Raw genomic sequence first — 23,822 nt, 5'->3', positions numbered from 1 at the left:
GCGGGCCGGCTCCGTAATGGCCCCGTTGTTCAATACTAATATGGAACCAATCAAGGCAATGGGAGGCAGGGATGGACAGGAACAGGCGAGAAAATAGCCATTATCCTTTTAAAATTGTGCCTATTGTGAAAGGCGTTGACCGGATATTTTCTATATGACAAATTAGATACAAATTATGGAATGGGAGAGAGATATGCGAGCAGTGAGCGTGGCGGTCATGGCGGTCGCGTTGATGACGGCACCCTCGGCCTTGGCGAGCGAGGCGCCGTCGCAAGCCGCGCTGGACCGTCTGGCCGATACCATCGGATATCGGGTGACGGTTGTGGACAACCACCCGACATGCCCCGAAAAGGTCGGCGCCTGCTTTTTGTCGACCATCACGCTGACCTTGCCTGACAAATTGCCGCAGGGGCTCGGCACCGATGGGCTCTCGCTCTATTTCAGCTACGTCAACCAGCTGCCGCTCGTTGAAAGCGATATTTTCGAGCATCGCCACATCAACGGCGACGTCCAGCGGCTGACGTTGAAGCCCGGCGTCAAGCTGCGCCCCGGCGCGAAGCATGTGGTCAAACTGTGGGGTGTTGGCGCTCAATTTTCGATCGAACGCTCCATGCCGAATGCCTATCTGGTTTCCGATGGTTTGAAGCCGCGCACGATTGCGGCGACCCGGGTGGTGATCGATCCGGATACCGGGCTCGACAACATCCCCTTCGTCGATCCGTTCAAGGACGAGGCACGGCTGGCGACCAAGGGTGGTGCGGACAAGATGCGCTGGCTGACCGCTGAGCGGGCTTTCGAACAGCAGGCGGATCGTGCGGCGCCCAAGGCCGCTGGCGTCGTCATTCTGCCAAAACCGATCAAGGCGTCACAGGGAAGCGGAAAGCCGATTGATCTGACCGGCGGCTACACGCTGACCTTGTCTGGCGTGGCGCGCGAAGCCATCGCGCCCGCGTTGACGGCCCTGGCTGGATCGGGCGTGGGCGAAGGCGGAGCGCTGCCGCTGACCATTCGGGTGGGTTCGCCTTCGCTGGCGGCAGAGGCCTATGCACTCGACGTTACACCCCGCGGCATCCTGATCGAGGCGCGCGATGCGGCGGGGGCAAGCCATGCGCTGCGCTCGTTGACGCAACAGGCGACGTTCGAACGGGGGCGGCTCCGGCCGCTGCGTGTCGAGGACGCGCCGCTCTATGGTTTTCGCGGTTTGCATGTCGATGTCGGGCGCAATTTCCACAGCCGCGACCAGTTGCTGAAGATCGTCGAGGCGATGGCGGCGTACAAGATGAACCGCCTGCATCTTCATCTGGCCGATGACGAAGGCTGGCGGATCGAGATTCCGGGGCTTCCCGAACTCACCGATATCGGATCGAAACGGTGCCACGATCTTGGCGAAACGCGCTGCTTGTTGCCGCAGCTGGGCGCGGGCCCCGATGGCGAGGGTGGAGCCGATGGGTATCTCAGCGTCGCCGATTATGTCGCCATCGTAAAGGCCGCGACGGCCCGGCAGATCGAAGTGATCCCGTCGATCGATACGCCGGGACACTCGCGCGCCGCGGTGCGTTCGATGGAGGCGCGCTATGCTCGGTTGTCGAAGGAAGGAAAAAAGAAGGCGGCCGAAGAGTTTCGGTTGATCGACCCCGCCGACACGACGGTTTACAGCAGTATTCAATATTATAACGACAATACGCTCAACGTCTGCATATCCAGTAGTTATCATTTTGTCGATACGGTGGTCGATGCTCTGGCGGCGATGCATCGTCAGGCGGGCGCTCCGCTCAAGACCTTTCACCTCGGTGCGGACGAGACGGCCGGTGCGTGGGTGAACTCGCCGGCGTGCAAGGCCATGATCGCTGAAAACGGTGGCGATGCACGCGAACTGACGCCTCGCTTTATCGAGCGCGTGGCCAACAGTCTCGCGGCCAAGGGCATTCGCACCGGCGGTTGGAGCGACGGCATGGGCCATGCCGACCCGGCCCGAATGCCCAAGGATGTTCATACGAACATCTGGACCGTTCTGCACAGCGGCGCGATCCGAGAAACGCACGACCAGCTCAATCGCGGATGGCAGGTCGTATTGTCGATTCCCGATCTTGGCTATCTCGACATGCCTTATGCGCCGCATCCTGAGGAGGGTGGCTATGACTGGGCGGCGCGGGTCGTCAACGAACACCAGATTTATGGTTTCATGACCGAAAACCTGCCCGCCAACGCCGCGACGATGCGCACTATCTTTGCCGAGGAAAAGTCGATCGAGGACCAGCCTGTGCGGCAGGATGGTCGGCGTATCGCCGGGATTCAGGGCCAGTTGTGGAGCGAGACGATCCGCACCGACCGCCGCGTCGATTACATGCTTTTCCCGCGATTGCTCGCCCTTGCCGAACGGGCTTGGAGCCCGGCGCCCTGGACCCCTACTTATCGGGCGGGAGAAAGCTATGCGTGGAAGGACAAGCGGGTCGATCATGCGGCGCTGAACGAAGGGTGGCGCAACTTTGCCGGTCGGGTCGCGACCCAGTGGCCTCTGCTGGAGCGGATGGGGATCGACTATCGTGTCGCCCCTCCCGGAGCGCGGGTTGCGAACGGCAAGCTGGAAGCGAACAGCGTATTTCCGGGGACCGCGATCGAATATCGTCCGGTCGGCGGCGCATGGATGCCCTATACGGCGCCGGTCGCGATCCGTGGGCCGGTGGAAGTGCGCAGCCGCTCTGGCGATGGAAAACGCGCCAGCCGCGCCGTGCGGGTCGAACCGGCTCAATAGGGGCGGTCGGCGGGGTGGTGACGGCAACGCTCCCTGAACCGGGCGGAATGCTCGACGAGATGGACGGCGGCGACGTTGCGGCGGTGGCGCGGCACGTCGCCGCCGGCGAACGCCCCGCGATTGTTCGCGGGATCGGCGCACATTGGCCGGCGGTCGCGGCTGCCCGCATCGGTGACGAGGCGGTGGGCGCCTATATCGCCGAACGCGATACCGGCCGCGCGCTGACGGTGCTGGTTGCGCCGCCAGAGGCCGCAGGGCGCTATTTCTACGCCGACGACATGCGCGGCGTGAATTTTTACAGCGAAACGATGCCGATGCGTGCGCTGATCGAACGCTTGCTGACGCTTCGCGGGGCGATGGCCCCTCCTGGCCTTTACGCCGGGTCGACGCCGACTCCCGACAGCGTCGCGGGCTTTGCCGCCGACAATCGCCTGCCTTTCGACATCGGCGTCGATCCGCGCATCTGGGTGGGCAATGCCAGCCGCATCGCACCGCATTACGACATGGCGGCGAACATCGCGGTGGTTGTCTCCGGCCGTCGCCGGTTTACGTTGTTTCCGCCCGACCAGATCGCAAATCTTTATGTCGGACCGGTCGAACGGACGATTGCGGGGCAGCCGACAAGCATGGTCGATCCCGACTATCCCGACTATGATCGTTATCCGCGCTACCGGGAGGCGGAGCGGCACAGGCTGATTGCCGATCTTGCCCCGGGCGATGCGCTTTATATGCCCCCGATGTGGTGGCATCATGTGCGATCCGAAGGCGCGCTCAACATACTCGTCAATTACTGGTTCGGACAGCGGACCGACCGTTTTCCCTTTGCGGCGCTGATGCTGGCCATGCATTCGATCCGCGAATTGCCCGCCGGGGAACGTGCGGCATGGCGCAACTGGTTCGATCATTATGTCTTCGGCGATGGGGCGGAAGGAGTGGCGGATCATTTGCCGCCCCATGCTCGCGGCGTTCTTGGAACGCCCTCGCCGCAGCGCGATCGCGTCATCGTCGACTATGTTATCGGCATGTGCCGCAGCGGCGGCGCACCGAACTGATCCATCGCATTAGCGCAGGTTGCAACCGCGGCGCGCATATCTTGCCCCCATGCCATTCTCGTGCAAGGGACGCCTCGCGCGGCGCCGGTCCTTGCACATGGCTTTCGCCGCCTTGACGACGGGAGAGGACTGCGATGCATTTCGATGTGGTGATTGTCGGCGCCGGGCACGGCGGTGCGCAAGTCGCGGTCATGCTGCGTACGCAAAAGTTCGAAGGCAGCATTGCGATTGTCGGCGATGAACCCGAATTTCCCTATGAACGTCCGCCGTTGTCGAAAGAATATTTCGCGGGCGAGAAAGAATTTGAGCGAATTCAGATTCGCCCGGCCAAATATTGGGACGATCGCAATGTGACGATGCTTCTTGGCAAGCGCGTTGTATCGGTTGATTCTGCTGGGCACAGCGTCACGACCAGCGACGGCGAAGTGATCGGCTATGGCAAGCTTGTCTGGGCTGCCGGCGGCGCGCCTCGGATGCTCCCCATTCCCGGAGGCGATCTGCCCGGCGTACAGGGCGTGCGGACCCGCGCCGACGCCGATGTAATGAAGGCGGCTTCCGAAACGGCGCGCCAGATCGTGGTGATCGGCGGCGGCTATATCGGGCTGGAAGCGGCGGCGGTCCTTCGCAAGGCGGGGAAAAAAGTGGTGCTTCTCGAAGCGTTGGACCGCGTGCTGGCCCGCGTTGCGGGCGAGCCCTTGTCGCGCTTTTATGAACAGGAGCACCGCGATCATGGTGTCGATCTGCGCCTCGGCGTGGCGGTCTCCGCGATCGAGGGCGGCGACCATGTCACCGGGGTCCGGTTGGCGGATGGAGAGGTGATTCCGGCCGATCTTGTCATTGTCGGCATCGGGATCGTTCCGGCGGTCGAGCCGCTGATTGCCGCGGGGGCCGATGGCGGAAATGGCGTCCGCGTCGATCGGCTGTGCAAGACCAGTCTTCCGGACATTTACGCGATCGGCGACTGCGCGGCGCATGTGAATGATTTCGCCGAAGGCGCCGAAATCCGTCTGGAATCGGTGCAGAATGCCAATGATCAGGCCAATGTCGTCGCCAAGGGAATTTGCGGCGACGAGGCTCCCTATCACGCGATCCCGTGGTTCTGGTCGAACCAATATGATCTGAAACTCCAGACGGCCGGCCTTTCGACCGGCTATGATCAGGCGGTTCTGCGCGGTGATCCCGCGACCCGCAGCTTTTCGGTCGTCTATCTGAAGGCGGGGCGGGTGATCGCGATCGATTGCGTGAACCGGGCAAAGGATTATGTGCAGGGCCGCATGATCGTGACCGCCGGGCTGGCGGCCAGCGAGGCGCAATTGGCCGATATCGAAACGCCGCTGAAGGAACTGCTGCCGGCTTGACCGATCTTCCTCGTGGGCGGCGGGTATGGCGCGCGCGTTGCGCTACATGTCCTGCTGGCTTCCCGCTGGCACAGAATCTGCGGTCGAATCTGCAAACACCCGTTTCATTCCTGCCTTGATGTTGCGCATCAGGCGGCGGAGCGCGATCGTGACGATAATCGCGGCGATCAACAGGAGCAGCGCAATGGCGATTGCCAGCGGCGGATAGGCGATCACCAGGGCGATCAGGCCGGTGGTCGCGACGTCTTCGCCGGCAGAGACCGCAACATTGCTATAGGGTTCGGGGCTGACGTTCACGACCGTTCGGGTCGTCGCTTTGGCGCCATGGCTGATCAGCGCGCCGCCGCCGCCGAGCAGCAGCGCGACAACCTGCCACACCGGGTCCGATGAATCGACGAGGGCGAGTGCCAACAGCGCGCCGCCCAATGGCCGTACCAGGCTGTGGACCGCGTCCCAGGCCGAATCGACCCAGGCAATCTTGTCGGCCAGAAATTCGGCGAGCGTCCCGACCGCGGCGACACTGATGATCCACGGGTTCGCGAGTATCTGAAGCGATTGCAGATGTTCGGGCAGCGGCAACCATCCAAAATGCATCGCGATGCCGGTGGCCAAGATGGTGAGGTACAGGCGCCAGCCGGCCAGCAGGCTCAGGCTGCCGGCTATGCCCAGAATTTCGATGACTCCCATGGCGTCCTCCTGTCGGTGGTGCGGCCTGCGACACGCATGACTTTGGGGCGGTGATGCCCGGATGACAAGCCGACCGGCACTGTATATCGATAGACGCATGACGGATCGGCTTTTCTCTTCGAATGCCGCGGCGATCGTCCCCGACGGCGCCATCGCTGCGGCGACGCTCGTGATCATGCGCCCGGCCGACGCGGGCGGTCCTGACGAACTGTTGATGGTGAAACGGTCGGAAAATATGGCCTTCGCCGCAGGGGCCGTGGTTTTCCCCGGTGGACGGGTCGATCCCGACGATCATTGCGTGGCGCGGAGGCACGGCTTCGTGGAGGGCGACGCCGATGGGGCAGCCCGGGTGGCTGCGCTCCGCGAGACGCTGGAGGAAACGGGACTGGCGGTCGGCTGGCCGTCGCTGTCGGACAAGGACAGCGACACCGTGCGGCGTGCTCTGCTCAACGGAGCCTTATTGTCCGATATTCTGGACAGTCGCGGCGACCGTATCGCGCTCGACCTGCTGGTGCCATTTGCCCGCTGGTGTCCCAATTTCAAGGAATCCCGGACATTTGATACGCGCTTCTACGCGGTTGCCGCGCCCGAACACAGCCAGGAGCTCAGCGTCGAAGAGGTCGAACATAGCCACATATTCTGGGCGAGCGCGCGCGACACGCTTGGCATGGCCGACCGCGGCGATGTTTCGGTGATCTTTCCAACCCGCCGCAATCTGGAGCGAATCGCCAAGGAACCGAAATTCGACGATTTTTCGCGCCATGCCGGGGGATTTCCGATCGATCTGGTGACGCCCTGGATCGAGGAGCGCGGCGGCCGGATGCATTTGTGCATTCCCGATCATCTCGGTTATCCGGTGACAGCCGAGCCTTTCGAGCGGGTTCGACGGAGCTGAGCGCGGGTTCGGCCGTGCAACTTTTATGATACTTAGCGATTTGATAATAATTGCTTGTGTAGGGGCAGAACGTCGTTGCAATTGAGCGCGGCCGTGCCTACACAGGCGTTGCAGAAGCAGATCGGGGTCTTCTCGGTGTGATTCGAAGATAGCTTATCCAGTGGACGGAGAATATGATGAACCTGCTGAAGAAGGCTGCGATCTCCCTCGCGGCTACCTCCATGATCGCGGCTCCGGTCGTCGCTTCGGCGAACGACAGCGTGTTTGCGGTTTCGGCTGCTGAAGGCCAGAGCGAACTCGAAGGTTCGAGCTGGATCATCGCGGTTATCGCGCTTGCTGCCGTCATCGGCGGCATTGTGATCGCGTCGGACAACGACGACGACAATCCGGTTAGCGCATAACAGCGTTCGCCATACCAAATCTGCAGAGGGCTCTGGGCAATGTTCAGGGCCCTTTGTTGCGTTTGGCTGATCGGCCACTTTTCCCGGTTACAGCATGATGTTGCGCGCGGAGCGGGACCGCTGAAGCGGAATGGCCTTGGCCGCCTTGTCATAAGTCTCCCGTGCAATCGACGCCAACCGGACGGCATGGGTGGCGCCCTGGGTGTCATCCGACACCTCTGCTAGAATCGCACCCCATGGATCGACGATCAGGCTGTGGCCAAAGGTCATGCGCCCGTCGCCATGTTGGCCGCCCTGCGCCGCGGCGATGACGTGACAGCCGGTTTCGATTGCGCGGGCGCGCTGCAATATATGCCAATGGGCCTTGCCGGTCGGGACGGTAAAGGCCGCCGGAACGGCAATGGTTTCGGCGCCGCGCTCGACCAATGCGCGATATAGTTCGGGAAAACGCAGATCATAGCAGATGCTGAGGCCCAGCCGGCCCACCGGAGTGTCGACGACCACAATATCGCTGCCGCCACGATAAGCGGCCGACTCGGTCCATTTTTCGCCGGTCGGCAGATCGACGTCGAACATGTGAATCTTGTCATAGCGCGCGCGGATATCGCCATCGCTGGCAATGACGTGGCTGCGATTGACGCGCTGGCTGCCGTCTTCGGTCAGCAGCGGAACCGATCCCGTGTGCAGCCAGAGTCCGTATTTCTTCGCCATATTCTGAAATGCCGCGGGCCATGGGCTGTCCGCCTCGCGCGCGACATGGACTGCGGATCGATCGCGGTCGCGATCGAGAAGCACTGACATTTCCGGAAGAAAGGCCATCGCGGCGCCCGCGCGCGCGGCATCGCCGAGCGCGGCGTCGATCGTCGCCAGATTGGCTTCGGGGTCGATCCCGCTTGTGAGCTGAACGACAGCGGCGACGGGGGGCGTGGCGGAGGAAGGGGCAGTCGGCATATTCTCTGGCTAAGCCGATGCCGTTCATACGGCAAGCCGGCGTGGATAGTGACGTCGATAGTTCAGTGGCCAGTAAGCTTCGATCGCGATAAAGTGCGCCAATGTTCTATACCCCCGCGCCGAAGCCGCTTCGTTTCCTTCATGTTTTCCTTCCGGCTTGTGCCGCGACGATCCTGTTGATCGGAGCTCCCGGCGCCACGGCGCAGGATGCCGCCGCCAAGACCGCGGGCCGCACCACGGACGCTGGTTGGCTGTACGAAGGCAGCGACATACCGCGTGATACGGCCTGGCGGTTCGGTACGCTGCCCAATGGCGTGCGCTATGCCGTGCGCAACAACGGTGTCCCGCCGGGACAGGTTTCGATCCGGGTGCGGATGGATGTTGGCTCGATGTTCGAGACCGAGCGGGAACGTGGCTATGCCCATTTGCTTGAGCATCTGACCTTTCGCGGTTCGGAGCATATTCCCGATGGTGAAGCCAAGCGCATCTGGCAGCGGTTCGGTGTAACTTTCGGCAGCGATTCCAACGCCCAGACCACCCCGACCCAGACTGTTTATCAACTCGATCTTCCCAGCGTCACCCCGGCGACGCTCGATGAAAGCATGAAGCTTCTGTCCGGCATGATACGCGAACCGCGCATTTCCGGCGCGGCCGTTGCCGCCGAACGGGGCGTTGTCTTGTCGGAGCTTCGCGAATCGGACGGACCGCAAAAACGGATCGCCGACGCGACCAATGCCCATCTTTTTGCCGGCCAGTTGCTCGGCGACCGGTCGCCGATCGGGACGACCGCATCGCTAGGGGCGGCCGAAGCCAAGTCGGTCGCCGCCTTTCACGAGCGCTGGTACCGGCCCGAACGCGCCGTCGTCGTCATCGTGGGCGATGGCGATCCCGCCGATTTCGAACGCCTGATCGCGAAATATTACGGCGACTGGGCTTCAAACGGTCCCAGGCCATCCCAGCCGGATTTCGGAAAGCCCGATCCCAAAGCGCCGGTTGCGCGTTCGATCGTCGAGGCGGGGCAACCTCCGGCACTGTCGCTGGCGATGATACGCCCATGGAAAAAGCGCATCGATACGATCGAGAACACCCGCAGACTCTATCTTGAGTATATCGCCCAGGCGCTGGTGAACCGACGGCTCGAAAATCGGGCGCGCAGCGGCGGAAGTTACCTGGTTGCGACGGTCGGTCAGGAATATGTCAGCCGCAGCGCCGATGTCACGATGACGCAGATCGTGCCGCTGAGTGACTGGAAGGCCGCTCTCGCCGACGTGCGCGGGGTCATCGCGGATGCGATCCAGAACGCGCCGTCGCAAGCCGACATCGATCGCGAGGCGAATGAGATAGAGGCCTTTTTGCGCAAGGAGCTGGAGAATGCGCGCAATGAACCCGGCGCCCGGCTTGCCGATGATCTGGTCCGCGCGGTCGACATTAACGAAGTGGTGACAAGCCCGCAGGGGCAGGTGGACCTGTTCCGCGATATTCGCGCCGCCGCGACGCCCCAGGTGATGCTGGAATTGAGCCGTGCGGTGTTCAGCGCTCCGGTCACGCGGCTTGTGCTGACCACGCCCACGCCGGTCGATGGTGGTGATGGTGCGCTGCTGGCTGCGTTGGCTGCCCCTGCGACCGTGCGGGATGACCGACTGTCCGACGTGAAGGTCGATTTTAAACAGCTTGAACTGCCGGGCTCGACCGGAGAAATCGTCGCGTCTACGCCGCTTCCAGGGCTGCGCGCCGAACGGATCGAATTTGCGAATGGCGTGACCGCGCTGGTTTCGGACAATCGGGTCGAACCCGGCAAGGTGCGGGTCAATGTTCGATTTGGCAGCGGCAATCGCAGCGTGGCCGCCGATGCACCCAATCTGTTGTGGACCGGCGATTATGCCTTGGTGGCGAGCGGGGTCGGCCCATGGGGGCAGAATGAAATCGACCAACTGACCAACGGACGTCAGATTCAGATCAATTTCGATATCGACGATGACGCGTTCGAGCTCTCGGCGGAAAGCCGTCCCGCCGATCTGGCCGACCAGATGAAGCTGATTGCGGGCAAGCTTGCCAAGCCGCGCTGGGACACCGCGCCGGTCGAACGGCTGCGGATCGGCTATCTCACCGGCTTTGACCTCAATGATGCGACGCCCAATGCGGTCCTCGACCGTAATCTTCGTGGCTGGCTGACTGGCAATGACAGCCGCTGGGCACCGCCCGAGCGGGCCGAGATTGAAGCGCTGACCCCGGCGGCCTTTCGCGCCTTTTGGGAACCGCGTCTCGCCAGCGGCCCCATCGAGGTGCAATTGTTCGGCGACCTGTCATCGGTCGATTACCGCAATATTCTGGCTGAAACTGTGGGCGCGCTCCCCCCGCGCAAGGCTATCGCGCCCGATCGGGGGCAGACGGTGGCCTTTGCAAAGCCTGTGCGTGAACCTGCGCTCGCCTATCATCGCGGTGAAAAGGGGCAGGCGGCGGCGATGACCGCTTGGCCGACGAGCGGGGGCATCGCCAATCCGCGTGACGCGCGCGGTATGGAGGTGCTCGCCGCCATCTTTAACGATCGGCTTTTCGACCGGCTGCGCGCCGAACAGGGGGCAAGCTATGGTCCCGTCGTCGACAGTCACTGGCCGACCGGGTTCGACGGCAGCGGCGGCTATCTGCTCGTCGGCAGTTTGTTGGCGCCCAAGGATATCGGTCGCTTCTATTCCATTGCTCGCGATATCGCCGCCGACCTCGCTGCCAACCCGGTCAGCGATGACGAGCTTGCTCGCAATGTCGGCCCGATCCGTGAACAGGTGGCGCGGGCGTCGACCGGCAATGTCTATTGGATGTTCCTGCTGGAAGGGGCGACGCGCAATCCGCAGGTCGCGGCGAACGCCCTGTCGATCCAGGACGATGTCCAGTCGGTGACGGCCGCCGATGTCCAGCGGCTTGCCCGAGAGTATCTGGCGCCCGCGCGGCAATGGTCGCTGTCGATCCTGCCGCAAGGGATGACGATGGCCGATGTATCGGCGGCGGACAAGGCAGAGCCGGCGGTCGTCGGCGGGCGCTGATCGGCGGTTTGGGCGAAGTTTTGTCGATCGGGGACGGGTACTGTCCGCCGACGCCCCGGATGGTTCAGCCGTCGGCGGTGCCCGGATGGGCCATTTGCGGCCGGTGGATTCGGGGTTCCTGATCGAGCTGGCCCTTGGTCATGATGTCGTGGCGCATCTTCGCGCGGACATCGTGGATCGAGGCGATGACAGGTCCCATCGCGACTCCCAGGTCGATCAGCACGGCCTCGGCCAGTTGCAACGAGCTTTCCAGGGTCTCGGGCACCGCCTCGGTTGCGCCGGCGCGATACAGGGCGGCGGCATGGTCGGAGTCGCGGGCGCGCGAGATGATCGACAGATCCGGATAGGCCTGGCGCAGTCGCCGCGTCATGCGAAGCTGCTGTACAGGGTCGTCCATCGTCAACACGATCGCTTCGGCATGTTCAAGGCCTAGCCTGTCGAGGCTGCCCGGGCGTCCGACATCGGTGAAACGGATCGCAAATCCGTCGCGCCGTGCCGCGGCGACCGCGTCGATGTCGGCATCGAGTGCAATATAGGCACGGCCATGGTCGCGCAGCAATTGGGCGACAGTGCGCCCGACGCGGCCAAAGCCGACGACAATGGTGCGCGCGGTCGTTGTGTCGAGTTCCTCGGGGTGGTCGCTGCCCATCTCGATCCGCCGCGACACATCATGGCCGACGCGGGCGAGGAGGGGGGTAATGGTTAGGCCGATCGCGGTGACAAGTTGCCAGAATTCGGCGGTCGAACGGCTGATGAGCTGGGCTTGAAATGCGGCGGCCAGCACGATCAGCGTGGTTTCGGACGGGCTCGCCATCAACAGGCCCACTTCGGCGGCGGTACCGCGCCGGGCGCCCGAAAACCGCAGCAGGAGGGCCGTCACCGTCGCCTTGACCGCGACGACGCCGACCACCGCCACGACCAGCATCGGCCACTGCCGCGCGATGGTTTCCAGGTTCAACCCCATGCCGACGCTGATCAGGAAAACGCCGAGCGCCAGCCCCTTGAAGGGGGCGGTGATTGCCTCGACCTCGCCATGATATTCGGTTTCGGCGATCATCAGCCCGGCAAGCAGCGCGCCGACAATCGGCGACAGGCCCACCGCCGCAGTCGCGAGCGCGGCGACGATCACGACCAGCAGGCTTGCCGCCAGGAACAGTTCGGGGTCCTTGGCGCGCGCGGCCTGGGCAAAGATGCGCGGCAGCAGGAACCAGCCCGCCACGGCGAGGATCGCGACGACCAGCGCCCCCTGCCACAAGGTCGTCAGCAACAGCTGGGTGTTGTCGCCCGCGAGGTTGGGGGCAAAGGCGCCGAGGATGAAGATGATCGGAACGATCGCCAGATCCTCGAACAGCAGCATCGAAAAGGAAGCGCGTCCCACCGCCGATTTGGTGCCGGCGATCGGCATTACGAGCGCGGTCGATGAAAGGGCGAGGGCGATGCCGAGCCCGAACGCGGCGGGCGCCGACAGATTGCCGAGCAGGTAAAGCGCGCCGCCCAATAGGGCGCCGCCCAGCAACAGTTCGGCCGCGCCGACGCCGAACACCAGCCGCCGCAATTCCCACAGGCGGCGGAACGAGAGTTCGAGCCCGATCGAAAAGAGCAGCAGGATGATGCCGAATTCGCCGAACAGGGCGATGTCTTCGGCCGATCCGATGGTGACATGTTTCAGCCACGGATAATCGCCCGCAAGCGCGCCAAGCCCCGATGGCCCGACCAACAGGCCGACCAGGATGAATCCGATAACGGGGGTGATGCGAAAACGCGCAAAGGCCGGGATGACGATCCCGGCCGCGCCCAATACCACCAGTGCGTTGCCAAGGCTCGTGCCGTCTGCCGTTGTTTCCATGACCATGAAATGGTCTTAGGCAGACGGCCGCGCCTTGGCTAGACGCACCAATCAATCAATTGCGTGGGCTCAGCCGCCCATCGTCGTGTCGAGGTTTTCGACGATCGCCTCGAAAAAGCCTTCGGTGGTCAGCCAGTTCTGATCGGGGCCGATCAGCAGCGCCAGATCCTTGGTCATCTTGCCGCTTTCGACGGTCTTGATGCACACCTGTTCCAGCGTTTCGGCGAACTTCGTCACCTCGGGCGTGCCGTCCAGCTTGCCGCGATGCTTGAGGCCGCCGGTCCAGGCAAAGATCGACGCGATCGGATTGGTCGAGGTCGCCTTGCCCTGCTGGTGCATACGATAGTGGCGGGTGACGGTGCCGTGGGCGGCTTCCGATTCGACGGTCTGGCCATCGGGGGTCATCAATACGCTGGTCATCAGGCCCAGCGAGCCAAAGCCCTGCGCGACCGTGTCCGACTGGACGTCGCCGTCATAATTCTTGCAGGCCCAGACGAACTTGCCCGACCATTTCAGCGCCGAAGCGACCATGTCGTCGATCAGGCGATGCTCATAGGTGATGCCGGCTTCGTCGAACTTCGCCTTGAATTCGCTCTGGAACACCTCTTCGAACAGATCCTTGAAGCGGCCGTCATAGGCCTTCATGATCGTGTTCTTGGTCGACAGATACACCGGCCAGTTGCGCGCCAGGCCATAGTTCATGCTGGCACGGGCGAAATCGCGGATCGAATCTTCCAGATTGTACATCGCCATCGCGACACCCGACGACGGGAACTGGAACACTTCCTCGTCGATGAGCGTGCCGTCCTCGCCTTCGAACACCAGGCGCAGCTTGCCGGGGCCGGGGACGCGATAATCGGTGGCGCGATACTGGTCGCCAAAGGCGTGACGGCCGACGACGATCGGGTCGGTCCAGCCCGGAACCAGCCGGGGGACATTCTTGATGACGATCGGTTCGCGGAACACGACGCCGCCCAAAATGTTGCGGATCGTGCCGTTCGGCGATTTCCACATTTTCTTGAGGCCGAATTCCTCGACCCGCGCTTCGTCGGGGGTGATCGTCGCGCACTTCACGCCGACGCCATATTTTTTGATCGCGTTCGCGGCATCGACGGTGATCTTGTCGTCGGTGCGGTCGCGTTCCTCGATGCCGAGGTCATAATAGTGAAGATCGACGTCGAGATAGGGAAGGATCAGCCGTTCGCGGATCCACTGCCAGATGATCCGGGTCATTTCGTCGCCGTCGAGTTCGACGACCGGGTTGGCTACCTTGATCTTGCCCATGTGCGTGCCTTTTCCTGCGGGGAGTGGATTGCGAGCGGCCTTAGGCAATGCGGCCCGATTGATCAACTGCCCTGGTGGATCGTTGCGATCCAAGCCAAGGGGGCGTTTTAGCGGCGGCCGCCGGCCGGGCGCCGGGCCGCGGGCGGTGTCCGCCGCAACGGCGCGGTTCGCGGCCAACAAGGCGTTGCCGCAACCCCAGCGCGTCGGCGCCATAATCGCCTGGCGGGTCAGCGCTATAATCGCCCGGCGGATCAGCGCCATAATCGCCCGGCGGATCAGAGCCATAATCGCCCAGCGCGTCAGCGCCATAATCGATTGTCAGTGCGCCGCGCGCCGCTTAGAAGACCGTGCATGTCGAATAGCATTTCTTCCAATCGTCCGGGCGGCGGTATCAAATGGCGCTGGCCGTCGATCCACCCCGAAGGACGGAAATTCGCGCTCATCGCGGGTATCGTCACCCTTTGTTTCTGGCTTCTTGGCTGGGAAATCGCCGGCTGGCTGATGGCCGGCGTGACGGCATGGGTCTGCGCCTTTTTTCGCGATCCGGTTCGGGTCACGCCAACGGGAGCCGATCTGATCATCGCGCCCGCCGACGGGCTGGTAACACAGATCGCGGAAGTCGCCCCGCCGCCGGAGATCGCCGGTGCGGACGGCCTCGGCAATGCGCCGATGCTGCGGGTCTCGATTTTCATGAGCGTCTTTGACGTTCATATCAACCGCACGCCCGTTGCGGGCACGCTTCGCAAGCTGGCCTATATTCCGGGCAAGTTCGTCAACGCCGACCTCGACAAGGCGAGCGAGGAAAATGAACGCCAGCATTTCGTCGTCGAGCGTGCCGACGGGGTGCGTATCGGCTTTACCCAGATCGCCGGGCTGGTGGCGCGGCGCATTCTGCCGTTCGTCAGCATGGGCAATGAACTGTCGACGGGGCAGCGCGTCGGCCTGATTCGCTTCGGCAGCCGTGTCGATGTCTATTTGCCGGCCGGAACGACGCCGCAGGTGCTGCTTGGCCAAAGGACGCTGGCCGGGGAAACGGTCGTCGCGCGGATCGGAACCGCCGAAATCCTCGACGGGGTCGGGCAATAGGATGGCGGCTGACGGCCAGGCGGCGGGCGACGATCCGCGCCGTATCGGCGGGATTCCGCTGCGCGCCTTTGCGCCCAATGCGATCACCGCGCTGGCGCTTTGTTTCGGTCTGACCGGGGTTCGCTTCGCGATCGGCGAAGAGTGGGAAAAGGCGCTCGCCGCGATCATCTTCGCCGGGGTTCTCGATGGCATGGACGGGCGCATCGCCCGCCTGCTGCGCGCGCAGAGCAAATTCGGCGCAGAGCTTGATTCGCTGTCGGACGTCATTGCCTTTGGCGTCGCGCCGGCGATGGTCCTGTTCCTCTGGTCGCTGCAATATGCGCCCAAATTCGGCTGGACGGCGGCACTCGCGCTTGCGGTCTGCTGTGCGCTGCGCCTCGCGCGCTTCAATTCGCGGCTCGATGCCGATTTCCAGCCGCATAAATCGGCTGGTTTCATGACCGGCATTCCGGCGCCTGCCGGGGCGGGGCTGTCGTTCGTCCCTGTCTATCTGTGGCTGGTGACGGGTAACGACCTGTTCCGTGGTTGGTATGTCGTTATGCCATGGGCGCTTGGTGTCGCGGCGCTGATGATCTCGGCCATCCCGACCTATAGCTGGTCCTCGATCCGCCTGCGCCGGTCGTGGCGCCTGTTCGCGCTTGCCGGGGTCGGGTTGCTGGGCGCGGCGCTGGTGACGCTGCCGTGGATGACCCTGCTCGCCGTTTCCATCCTCTACGTCGCGCTCATCCCCTTCGGGATGGCAAGCTACGCCAGGGTCAGGCGGCGCGGCTGAACTGCGGCCGGGCGCCGACGGCGGTGCGTGCCGGACGCGGGGCGTTCCGGCGAGGGGCCAGGCGCCGAGGTGCTGCGACATGCGGGGCAGGGTCGCTTTCGGACGCGCTCCCGGCGGGAAAGGCGCCTTCGCCGAGCAAGGCCGACAGGATCGCATTTTCATTGGATTTCAGCATGGCCAGAATCACCGTGATGCCAAGGCCGGCGGCCAGGGCGAAGAGGAGAGCGGCGGCGACCTGAACCATGATCTTGTCCTTCCGGTGTCTTCGTGCGAGAACCGTTCGCGGTGAGCCATATGGCAATGCGACGGTTTCGTTGGATTATTGGTTCCATGTTCTCTTTTTGTTCTCAATTGATATGCGATGAAACGAGTGATTTCGTCGATGAATTGATTGCTGGAGCTCCCCGCTGCCCATCGCTTTGAATCGGGGCATTGGCATGGCCCCCCTTGCTTTTCGCGGTCAGTCCCGCTAACGGGCCGCCCATTCCACATGGAAGGCGCACATACCGGTGCCGGGGTTTCCTCTTTCAGCGGACACCCGGTTCTTGCTTTCCAGAGGATCAACCGGAAGGAGAAAGACTATGGCGGCTCCTGTCGTCACGATGCAGAATCTTATTGAGGCCGGTGCGCACTTCGGCCACCAGACCCACCGTTGGAACCCGCGCATGAAGCCGTATATCTTCGGCGCGCGCAACGGCATCCACATCCTCGACCTGTCGCAGACCGTGCCGCTCTTTGCGCGCGCGCTCGACTTCATTGCGTCGACCTCGGCTGCGGGTGGCAAGGTTCTGTTCGTCGGTACCAAGCGCCAGGCGCAGGGGCCGATTGCCGATGCGGCGCGGGCTTCGGGCCAGCATTTCGTCAACCACCGCTGGCTGGGCGGCATGCTCACCAACTGGAAGACCATTTCGAACTCGATCAAGCGTCTCAAGTCTCTTGAAGAACAGCTGTCGGGCGACACGTCGGGCCTGACCAAGAAGGAAGTGCTCAACAAGACGCGCGAACGCGACAAGCTGGAACTCAGCCTGGGCGGGATCCGCGACATGGGCGGCATTCCGGACGTGATGTTCGTGATCGACGCGAACAAGGAAGAGCTGGCGATCAAGGAAGCCAATGTTCTTGGTATCCCCGTCGTGGCGATCCTCGATTCGAACGTCTCGCCCGATGGCATCGCTTTCCCGGTTCCGGCGAACGATGACGCGGCGCGTGCCATTCGCCTCTATTGCGAAGCGGTGGCGCAGGCGGCGACCCGTGGCGGCCAGCAGGCCCGCGCGAGCCGTGGCGAAGATCTGGGCGCGGCTGTCGAGCCCGTCGCCGAAGCGGCGCTGACCGAAGAAGCTGCTCCGGTTACCGAAGACGAACAGGTTCCGGCCGAAGCGGCCGCCGAAACCGAACGCCAGAGCGACGCCTAAGCGCGCGCTGGCATGACGGGGCGGCGCGCCTGATGGCCGCCGTCCTGTCATTCGTTTGACTTATCGCCCGGCCATGCGCGCGGGCGTCCGGTGGGCCGAAAATGGACCCGCCCCCTTTTGGAAAGGAAATCCCATGGCTGAAATCACGGCCGCTCTCGTCAAGGAACTGCGCGACCGCACCGGCGCCGGCATGATGGACTGTAAAAAGGCCCTTGCCGAAAACAATGGTGACATCGAAGCGTCGATCGACTGGCTGCGTACCAAGGGCCTCGCCGCCGCTGCCAAGAAGGCCGGCCGCGTCGCCGCCGAAGGTCTGGTCGGTGTCGCCACCGACGGCACCCGCGGCGCCATGGTCGAAATCAACAGCGAAACCGACTTCGTCGCCAAGAACGAGCAGTTCCAGGCGTTCGTCCGCGACGTCACCGACGTTGCGCTGTCGGGCAACATCACCGACATCGAAGCGCTCGGCGCTGCTGGCTATCCGTCGGGCGGCACGGTTGCTGAAAAGCTGACCAACAACATTGCGACGATCGGTGAAAACCAGTCGCTGCGCCGTTCGGTCGTCGTGACCGTCGAATCGGGCGCCGTCACCGGCTATGTCCACAACGCTGCGGCGCCGGGCATGGGCAAGATCGGCGTGCTGGTCGCGCTTGAATCGACCGCCGGTGCGGACGTTCTGGAGCCGCTGGGCAAGCAGCTGGCGATGCACGTCGCCGCCGCCAACCCGCTGGCGCTGAACGGTGACGATCTCGACGCCGATCTCGTGGCACGCGAACGTGCGATCGCCGAAGAAAAGGCGGCCCAGTCGGGCAAGCCCGCCGAAATCGTCGCCAAGATGGTCGACGGCTCGATCGCGAAGTTCCGCAAGGAAAACGCGCTGCTGTCGCAGCTGTTCGTGATGGACGGCAAGACCCCCGTGGCCGAAGTCGTTGCGGCGGCTGGCAAGGATGTCGGCGCGACGATCACCCTCAAGGGCTTTGTCCGCTTCCAGCTCGGTGAAGGCATCGAGAAGGAAGAAAGCGACTTCGCCGCCGAAGTCGCTGCTGCGGCTGGCCGCTAAGGCTTGTTGCGCGACTGGCGCGTCTTCGGACGCGGCAGTCCGCTTGGCAATGGCGCGCACTCTGACTAGGGTGCGCGCCATTCGCATATTGATCAGCTGAAAAAAGGTTTTCCTCGACATGGCATTGCCCGGTCTGAAACGCATCCTCCTCAAATTGTCGGGCGAGGCGCTGATGGGGGCGAACCCCTTCGGCATCGATCCCGATACCGTTGCCAGCATGGCGGCCGAGGTCAAGGAAGCGAAAGAGCGCGGGCTGGAAATCTGCCTCGTCATCGGCGGCGGCAATATTTTCCGCGGTATGGCCGGGGCGGCCAAGGGCATGGATCGTGCCCAGGCCGACTATATGGGAATGCTGGCGACGGTGATGAACGCGCTGGCGATGCAGAATGCGCTGGAACAGATCGGCGTCCAGACCCGCGTGCAGTCGGCGATCGAGATGGACAAGGTGTGCGAGCCCGTTATCCGCCGCCGCGCCGAGCGCCATATGGAAAAGGGGCGGGTGGTGATCTTTGCCGCAGGTGTCGGTGCCCCCTATTTCACCACCGACAGCGGCGCCGCGCTGCGCGCCGCCGAAATGAAATGCGACGCGCTCTTGAAGGGCACGAGCGTCGACGGCGTGTATAATGCCGATCCCAAGAAGGATCCCGATGCGGTCCGGTACGACAGTCTCAGTTATGACCGCGTTCTCGCCGACAATTTGAAGGTGATGGACGCCAGTGCCGTCGCGCTGTGCCGCGACAACCATATCCCGATCGTCGTGTTCAACATTCGCGAACCCGGCAATCTGGCCCGCGTTCTGGCGGGCGACGGTGTGTCCACCGTCGTCGGCGACGCGGCCTGACTAGATCAAGAGAGGAAAGACAGATGGCGAAATATGACAAGGCCGACCTCGAACGCCGCATGCATGGCGCGGTCGAATCGCTGAAGAGCGACCTTTCGGGTCTGCGCACCGGCCGCGCGCACACCGCACTGCTCGATCCGGTGACGGTCGAGGTATATGGCAGCCACATGCCGCTGAACCAGGTCGCCTCGGTCAGCGCGCCCGAACCGCGGATGCTGTCGGTGCAGGTGTGGGACAAATCGAACGTCGGTCCGGTCGACAAGGCGATCCGTTCGGCGGGTCTGGGCCTCAATCCGATCGTCGATGGCCAGATGCTGCGTCTTCCGATCCCCGAGATGACCCAGGAACGGCGCAAGGAATTGTCGAAGCTCGCCGGCCAATATGCTGAAAAGGCACGTGTTGCGGTCCGCAACGTCCGCCGCGACGGCATGGACAATCTGAAGGTCGACGAAAATAAGAAGGAAATCAGCGAAGACGACCGCAAGCGGTCCGAAACCGAAGTTCAAAAGCTGACCGACGCGACGATCGCCGAAATCGACGCCGCCGCCGCCGCCAAGGAAAAGGAAATCCTGGGCTAGTGCTCGTCGGCGCTTGTTTTTCTTTCGCGCGGCCTAAGCCCGTCGATACCGGGGCCGTTTCTCCGCAGGGCAGAAACGCACTTTCGACAGGTTTCGGGCGCGCGGGTTTCTAGGCTTTTTTGGTGTCTGTTTCCCATCACGGCGCACGCCATGTCGCCATCATCATGGACGGCAATGGCCGTTGGGCAAAGAAGCGGCATCTTCCGCGCGTGGCCGGCCACCGCGCGGGGGTGGAGGCGGTGCGCAATATCGTGCGCGCGGCGGGCGAAATGGGGCTCGAGGCGATGACCCTCTATGCCTTTTCGTCGGAAAATTGGAAACGGCCCGAGGAAGAGGTCAGCGACCTGATGGGGCTGATGAAGCGCTTCATCCTCTCCGACCTCGACGAATTCGCCGCCAATGATGTGCGGCTGAAGGTGATCGGCGACTGGCGGCGCATGGCACCCGATGTCGTGTCGCTGATCGAAGGCGCGATCGAACGCACGGCGGGGAACAAGCGTACCACGCTAGCGGTTGCGCTGAACTACGGCGCGCAGGATGAACTGGTGCGCGCGGCAAAGGCTGCCGCCGCGGCGGGCGAGATCAGTGCCGAAGCGATCGAGGCGAATCTCGACACGGCCGATCTGCCGCCGCTCGACCTGCTTATCCGCACGTCGGGCGAAGTACGCCTGTCCAATTTCCTGCTGTGGCAATCGGCCTATGCCGAGCTTTACTTTACCGATTGTTTGTGGCCCGATTTCAGGCCCGCCGATCTTCAGGCGGCGCTCGATCATTTTGCGCGGCGCGAACGCCGCTACGGAGGACTTTAGGCGATGGCGGCTGCGGCTAAATCGGACCTGCTCGTGCGTATCGGATCGGCGATCGTGTTGTTTGCGATCGCGGGTACCGCGCTGTGGTTCGGCGGCATTGCCTTTGGGCTGCTGCTGCTGGTCGGCGGCGCGCTGGTGCTGGTCGAATGGCTCCAGTTGGTGCGCGGCATGACGGTCGGCGCCGGTGCGCGCGGTGCGTTGACGCTGTTGGGGCCGGTGCTCACTGTCGGGGCCGTGGCGGGACTGTGGTTTATCCGCGAACATCTTGGCGTCACGGCGGCGCTGTGGGTCTTTGGTATGGTATGGGCGACCGATATCGGTGCCTATTTCGCCGGGCGCGCGTTTGGTGGCCGGCGTCTCGCCCCCACGATCAGCCCGTCCAAGACCTGGTCGGGGCTGTTCGGCGGCATGGTCGCGGCGCTGATCGTCAGCGCGACCGTTGGCGACCGCGGCGGCATAACGGGCGTTCCGCTGTGGGTCGGCCTGGTCATAGGCCTGATCGCGCAGCTCGGCGATCTCGGCCAAAGCTGGATGAAGCGCCGGGCGGGGGTCAAGGATTCAGGGCATCTGATCCCCGGTCATGGTGGCGTCTTCGATCGCGTCGATGGGTTGTTGCCCGTTGCGCTGCTGCTGGGCGCGCTGGCGTTCGCGGGGCAGATTGCGGTGCGCGGCTGATATGACGCGCCGCCTTTCCCTGTTCGGCGCCACCGGATCGGTCGGGCAATCGACGCTCGATCTGGTGCGCCGCGACGGAGACACGTGGCGCGTTACGGTCCTTACCGCGCATAGCGACGTCGCCGAACTGGCGCGGTTGGCGCGCGAATTTCGTCCCGATATCGCGGTTATCGCCGATGCGGCCCGTCATGACGAGCTTGCCGCTGCGCTGGCGGGCACCGGGATCGAGGCCGCTGCGGGGGGCGATGCTCTGGTCGAAGCGGCCGAGCGGCCAACCGACCTCGTCATGGCGGCGATCGTCGGCACCGCGGGACTGGCTCCGACAATGGCTGCGCTTGCCGCAGGGCATGACGTGGCGCTGGCCAACAAGGAAGCGCTGGTATCGGCGGGCGACCTGATGATGGCTGCGGCCCGGCAGTCGGGGGCGACGATCCTGCCGGTCGACAGCGAGCATAACGCCATTTTCCAATGTCTCGCCGGCGGGCGCATCGAACAGGTGCGGCGGATCATCCTGACCGCAAGCGGCGGGCCGTTTCGAACCATGAGTGCCGACGATATGGCGCGCGCGACCCCGGCACAGGCGGTCGCACACCCCAATTGGTCGATGGGCGCAAAGATCAGCGTCGATTCGGCAACGATGATGAACAAGGGCCTTGAACTGATTGAGGCGCATCATCTTTTTCCGGTCGGGCTCGATCGCATCGAAATCCTCGTTCACCCGCAATCGGTGATCCACAGCCTGGTCGAGTATGTCGACTGTTCGACGCTCGCTCAGCTTGGGTCGCCCGACATGCGCATCCCGATCGCCAGCGCGCTCGCCTGGCCGCAGCGCATGGTGACGCCCTGCACACCGCTTGACCTCGCACATATTGCCCGCCTCGATTTCGAAGCGCCTGACGAGGTGCGTTTTCCGGCGACGGCGCTATGCCGCGCGGCTGTGGCAGAGGGCGGCGCGCGGCCCGCGCAGCTCAATGCCGCGAACGAGGTGGCGGTGGCCGCTTTTCTTGCCGGACGTATCGCCTTTCCCGCGATCGTCGATACGGTCCGCCGGGTGATGAACGCCGACGCCCCATCGCGGCCCCGCTCGCTTCAGGACATATTCAGCGTCGATGCCGCAGCTCGGGCGGCTGCGCAGCATTTTGTGGATATTTGCGAACATGCTTGAAACCCCCGGTATCGGCTTCACCGTTCTGGCCTTTCTCCTGGTCCTCGGGCCGCTGGTTTTCGTTCATGAATATGGACATTACATCGTTGGCCGCTGGTGCGGGGTAAAGGCTGATGTCTTTTCAATCGGTTTCGGGCGAAAGATTATCGGCTGGACCGACAAGCGCGGCACCGAGTGGAAGATCGGCTGGTTGCCGCTGGGCGGCTATGTCCAGTTCGCGGGCGACCGTGATGCAGTCAGCCAGCCTGACGCCGGGTGGGAAAGACTGCCCAGCGCAGAGCGTTCGCACACCTTCCCGGCGCAGCCCGTATGGAAACGCGCGGCGATCGTGTCCGCCGGCCCCCTTACCAACTTCCTGTTCGCCATTCTGATTTTGACGGGCTTTGCCTGGATCAGCGGCACGCCGACGACGCCGCCCATTGCGGGGGCCGTGATGGCCGGGTCGGCTGCCGATGCGGCGGGCATCCGCACCGGCGACCGGATCGTGTCGGTCGATGGACGGCGCATGGATGTCTTCATGGACATTCCGATGGCGGTCGCCCATCGCCCCGGAGAGGCGATGGATGTGCGGATCGAGCGGGGCGGCGCCGAGCAGACGCTTCGCCTGACCCCCAGGCTGGTTCGGGACAAGGACCAGTTCGGCAATGATTTCGAACGCGGGGTCATCGGCATTCAGGCGGGCAAGGTGGTATTCGAACGCGCTTCGCTGGTCGAAGCGCCGCTTATTGCCATGCGCCAGACCGGGCAGATCATCCGGCAGACTTTCGAGGTGCTGGGACAGTTGCTGACCGGCAATCGTTCGGTGAAGGATCTCAGCGGCCCGCTCAAGATCGCGAAGGTGTCGGGCGAGGCCGCGACGCTGGGGGTGGCGTCGCTCATCTTCCTGGCGGCGTTGATTTCCATCAATCTGGGGTTCATCAATCTCTTGCCATTGCCGATGCTCGATGGAGGGCATTTGCTTTTTTACGCCTATGAAGCGATCAGGCGTCGTCCGGCGCCGCCCCAGGCGCAGGAATGGGCGTTTCGATTCGGCTTTGCCGCCGTCGTGACGCTGATGCTGGTCGTGACTTTCAACGATTTGGGCTCATTCGGTCTGTGGGACCGGATCGCCCGCTTGATTGGATAGCCGGACTGGGGCAGGGAGTTGCGCCGGCCCCGCT

21 protein-coding genes are annotated in these 23,822 nt (G+C 63.6%); 16 read left to right on the top strand and 5 right to left on the bottom strand.

Annotated elements, in window-relative coordinates; translation table 11 throughout:
* Nucleotides 1-193: 193 nt before the first annotated feature.
* From U0S50_RS14275 to U0S50_RS14265, 3 genes are all read left to right on the top strand, one after another.
* A complete protein-coding gene (locus U0S50_RS14275; protein ID WP_322309436.1) occupies nt 194-2,752 on the top strand; it encodes a family 20 glycosylhydrolase in 2,559 nt (852 codons plus the stop codon).
* A 17-nt stretch (nt 2,753-2,769) separates the two neighbouring features.
* Nucleotides 2,770-3,804 (top strand): cupin-like domain-containing protein, encoded by a 1,035-nt coding sequence (locus U0S50_RS14270; protein WP_322309435.1) that lies wholly within the window; start codon nt 2,770-2,772, stop codon nt 3,802-3,804.
* A 134-nt stretch (nt 3,805-3,938) separates the two neighbouring features.
* Nucleotides 3,939-5,162, top strand: coding sequence for an NAD(P)/FAD-dependent oxidoreductase (locus U0S50_RS14265; RefSeq protein ID WP_322309434.1), 1,224 nt, complete (start codon nt 3,939-3,941; stop codon nt 5,160-5,162).
* A 42-nt stretch (nt 5,163-5,204) separates the two neighbouring features.
* Here U0S50_RS14265 and U0S50_RS14260 read toward each other — a convergent pair whose 3' ends face one another.
* Nucleotides 5,205-5,849: a DUF4126 domain-containing protein gene (locus tag U0S50_RS14260; RefSeq protein WP_322309433.1), complete on the bottom strand. Its 645-nt coding sequence runs from the start codon at nt 5,847-5,849 to the stop codon at nt 5,205-5,207.
* A 97-nt stretch (nt 5,850-5,946) separates the two neighbouring features.
* Between U0S50_RS14260 and U0S50_RS14255 the strand changes: the two genes are divergently transcribed.
* The gene (locus U0S50_RS14255) at nt 5,947-6,744 is read left to right on the top strand and encodes an NUDIX hydrolase (RefSeq protein ID WP_322309432.1); all 798 of its coding nucleotides are present in this window, start codon (nt 5,947-5,949) and stop codon (nt 6,742-6,744) included.
* Nucleotides 6,745-6,917: 173 nt separating this feature from the next.
* Nucleotides 6,918-7,145: a hypothetical protein gene (locus tag U0S50_RS14250; protein WP_322309431.1), complete on the top strand. Its 228-nt coding sequence runs from the start codon at nt 6,918-6,920 to the stop codon at nt 7,143-7,145.
* An 87-nt stretch (nt 7,146-7,232) separates the two neighbouring features.
* On the opposite strand, the gene U0S50_RS14245 is transcribed toward U0S50_RS14250, so the two are convergent.
* Nucleotides 7,233-8,096 (bottom strand): carbon-nitrogen hydrolase family protein, encoded by an 864-nt coding sequence (locus U0S50_RS14245; protein WP_322309430.1) that lies wholly within the window; start codon nt 8,094-8,096, stop codon nt 7,233-7,235.
* A 101-nt stretch (nt 8,097-8,197) separates the two neighbouring features.
* Here U0S50_RS14245 and U0S50_RS14240 point away from each other — a divergent pair, with 101 nt between their 5' ends.
* Nucleotides 8,198-11,134, top strand: a complete 2,937-nt coding sequence (locus U0S50_RS14240) for a M16 family metallopeptidase (protein ID WP_322309429.1) — start codon at nt 8,198-8,200, stop codon at nt 11,132-11,134.
* A gap of 64 nt (nt 11,135-11,198) precedes the next feature.
* Here the strand turns inward: U0S50_RS14240 and U0S50_RS14235 are convergent, their stop codons facing one another.
* A complete protein-coding gene (locus U0S50_RS14235) occupies nt 11,199-12,980 on the bottom strand; it encodes a cation:proton antiporter (protein WP_416194996.1) in 1,782 nt (593 codons plus the stop codon).
* 69 nt (nt 12,981-13,049) lie between these two features.
* A complete protein-coding gene (locus tag U0S50_RS14230) occupies nt 13,050-14,264 on the bottom strand; it encodes an NADP-dependent isocitrate dehydrogenase (RefSeq protein WP_322309427.1) in 1,215 nt (404 codons plus the stop codon).
* 351 nt (nt 14,265-14,615) lie between these two features.
* Here U0S50_RS14230 and U0S50_RS14225 point away from each other — a divergent pair, with 351 nt between their 5' ends.
* The gene (locus tag U0S50_RS14225) at nt 14,616-15,350 is read left to right on the top strand and encodes a phosphatidylserine decarboxylase (RefSeq protein ID WP_322309426.1); all 735 of its coding nucleotides are present in this window, start codon (nt 14,616-14,618) and stop codon (nt 15,348-15,350) included.
* A gap of 1 nt (nt 15,351) precedes the next feature.
* Nucleotides 15,352-16,122, top strand: a complete 771-nt coding sequence (locus tag U0S50_RS14220) for a phosphatidylcholine/phosphatidylserine synthase (RefSeq protein ID WP_322309425.1) — start codon at nt 15,352-15,354, stop codon at nt 16,120-16,122.
* On the opposite strand, the gene U0S50_RS14215 is transcribed toward U0S50_RS14220, so the two are convergent.
* Nucleotides 16,106-16,366, bottom strand: a complete 261-nt coding sequence (locus U0S50_RS14215; protein WP_322309424.1) for a hypothetical protein — start codon at nt 16,364-16,366, stop codon at nt 16,106-16,108. The two genes, U0S50_RS14220 and U0S50_RS14215, sit on opposite strands and share 17 nt — an antisense overlap.
* A 337-nt stretch (nt 16,367-16,703) precedes the next feature.
* On the opposite strand from U0S50_RS14215, the gene rpsB reads away from it, so the two are divergent.
* The 8 genes from rpsB to rseP all read left to right on the top strand — a co-directional run bounded on the left by rpsB (nt 16,704) and on the right by rseP (nt 23,788).
* A complete protein-coding gene (gene rpsB / locus U0S50_RS14210) occupies nt 16,704-17,534 on the top strand; it encodes a 30S ribosomal protein S2 (RefSeq protein WP_322309423.1) in 831 nt (276 codons plus the stop codon).
* A gap of 133 nt (nt 17,535-17,667) precedes the next feature.
* Nucleotides 17,668-18,594: a translation elongation factor Ts gene (gene tsf, locus U0S50_RS14205; RefSeq protein ID WP_322309422.1), complete on the top strand. Its 927-nt coding sequence runs from the start codon at nt 17,668-17,670 to the stop codon at nt 18,592-18,594.
* A 118-nt stretch (nt 18,595-18,712) separates the two neighbouring features.
* Complete coding sequence (gene pyrH, locus U0S50_RS14200) at nt 18,713-19,435, top strand: UMP kinase (protein WP_322309421.1); 723 nt, start codon at nt 18,713-18,715, stop codon at nt 19,433-19,435.
* Nucleotides 19,436-19,458: 23 nt separating this feature from the next.
* Entirely contained in the window at nt 19,459-20,013 is a 555-nt protein-coding gene (gene frr, locus U0S50_RS14195) for a ribosome recycling factor (RefSeq protein ID WP_322309420.1), read from the top strand.
* 122 nt (nt 20,014-20,135) lie between these two features.
* The gene (gene uppS, locus U0S50_RS14190; protein ID WP_322309419.1) at nt 20,136-20,822 is read left to right on the top strand and encodes a polyprenyl diphosphate synthase; all 687 of its coding nucleotides are present in this window, start codon (nt 20,136-20,138) and stop codon (nt 20,820-20,822) included.
* Between the two features lie 3 nt (nt 20,823-20,825).
* A complete protein-coding gene (locus tag U0S50_RS14185) occupies nt 20,826-21,497 on the top strand; it encodes a phosphatidate cytidylyltransferase (RefSeq protein WP_322309418.1) in 672 nt (223 codons plus the stop codon).
* A gap of 1 nt (nt 21,498) precedes the next feature.
* A complete protein-coding gene (locus tag U0S50_RS14180; protein WP_322309417.1) occupies nt 21,499-22,662 on the top strand; it encodes a 1-deoxy-D-xylulose-5-phosphate reductoisomerase in 1,164 nt (387 codons plus the stop codon).
* Nucleotides 22,655-23,788, top strand: coding sequence for an RIP metalloprotease RseP (gene rseP, locus U0S50_RS14175; protein WP_322309416.1), 1,134 nt, complete (start codon nt 22,655-22,657; stop codon nt 23,786-23,788). The genes U0S50_RS14180 and rseP overlap by 8 nt, the downstream gene beginning before the upstream one ends.
* The last annotated feature ends 34 nt before the right edge of the window (nt 23,789-23,822 follow it).

This window comes from Sphingopyxis sp. (genome assembly GCF_034380315.1).
Taxonomy (GTDB): domain Bacteria; phylum Pseudomonadota; class Alphaproteobacteria; order Sphingomonadales; family Sphingomonadaceae; genus Sphingopyxis.
Note: the sequence above shows the minus strand (reverse complement) of the source record. Positions and strands in the feature narration are given on the sequence as shown.

Coding starts and splice junctions, on each gene's coding strand:
- rpsB (WP_322309423.1), top strand. CDS start 16,704: ATGGCGGCTCCTGTCGTCACGATGCAGAATCTTATTGAGGCCGGTGCG.
- rseP (WP_322309416.1), top strand. CDS start 22,655: ATGCTTGAAACCCCCGGTATCGGCTTCACCGTTCTGGCCTTTCTCCTG.
- U0S50_RS14220 (WP_322309425.1), top strand. CDS start 15,352: ATGGCGGCTGACGGCCAGGCGGCGGGCGACGATCCGCGCCGTATCGGC.
- U0S50_RS14225 (WP_322309426.1), top strand. CDS start 14,616: ATGTCGAATAGCATTTCTTCCAATCGTCCGGGCGGCGGTATCAAATGG.
- U0S50_RS14240 (WP_322309429.1), top strand. CDS start 8,198: ATGTTCTATACCCCCGCGCCGAAGCCGCTTCGTTTCCTTCATGTTTTC.
- U0S50_RS14260 (WP_322309433.1), bottom strand. CDS start 5,849: ATGGGAGTCATCGAAATTCTGGGCATAGCCGGCAGCCTGAGCCTGCTG.
- U0S50_RS14235 (WP_416194996.1), bottom strand. CDS start 12,980: ATGGAAACAACGGCAGACGGCACGAGCCTTGGCAACGCACTGGTGGTA.
- U0S50_RS14215 (WP_322309424.1), bottom strand. CDS start 16,366: ATGGTTCAGGTCGCCGCCGCTCTCCTCTTCGCCCTGGCCGCCGGCCTT.
- U0S50_RS14245 (WP_322309430.1), bottom strand. CDS start 8,096: ATGCCGACTGCCCCTTCCTCCGCCACGCCCCCCGTCGCCGCTGTCGTT.
- U0S50_RS14265 (WP_322309434.1), top strand. CDS start 3,939: ATGCATTTCGATGTGGTGATTGTCGGCGCCGGGCACGGCGGTGCGCAA.
- U0S50_RS14250 (WP_322309431.1), top strand. CDS start 6,918: ATGATGAACCTGCTGAAGAAGGCTGCGATCTCCCTCGCGGCTACCTCC.
- U0S50_RS14185 (WP_322309418.1), top strand. CDS start 20,826: ATGGCGGCTGCGGCTAAATCGGACCTGCTCGTGCGTATCGGATCGGCG.
- U0S50_RS14180 (WP_322309417.1), top strand. CDS start 21,499: ATGACGCGCCGCCTTTCCCTGTTCGGCGCCACCGGATCGGTCGGGCAA.
- frr (WP_322309420.1), top strand. CDS start 19,459: ATGGCGAAATATGACAAGGCCGACCTCGAACGCCGCATGCATGGCGCG.
- U0S50_RS14230 (WP_322309427.1), bottom strand. CDS start 14,264: ATGGGCAAGATCAAGGTAGCCAACCCGGTCGTCGAACTCGACGGCGAC.
- tsf (WP_322309422.1), top strand. CDS start 17,668: ATGGCTGAAATCACGGCCGCTCTCGTCAAGGAACTGCGCGACCGCACC.
- U0S50_RS14275 (WP_322309436.1), top strand. CDS start 194: ATGCGAGCAGTGAGCGTGGCGGTCATGGCGGTCGCGTTGATGACGGCA.
- pyrH (WP_322309421.1), top strand. CDS start 18,713: ATGGCATTGCCCGGTCTGAAACGCATCCTCCTCAAATTGTCGGGCGAG.
- U0S50_RS14255 (WP_322309432.1), top strand. CDS start 5,947: ATGACGGATCGGCTTTTCTCTTCGAATGCCGCGGCGATCGTCCCCGAC.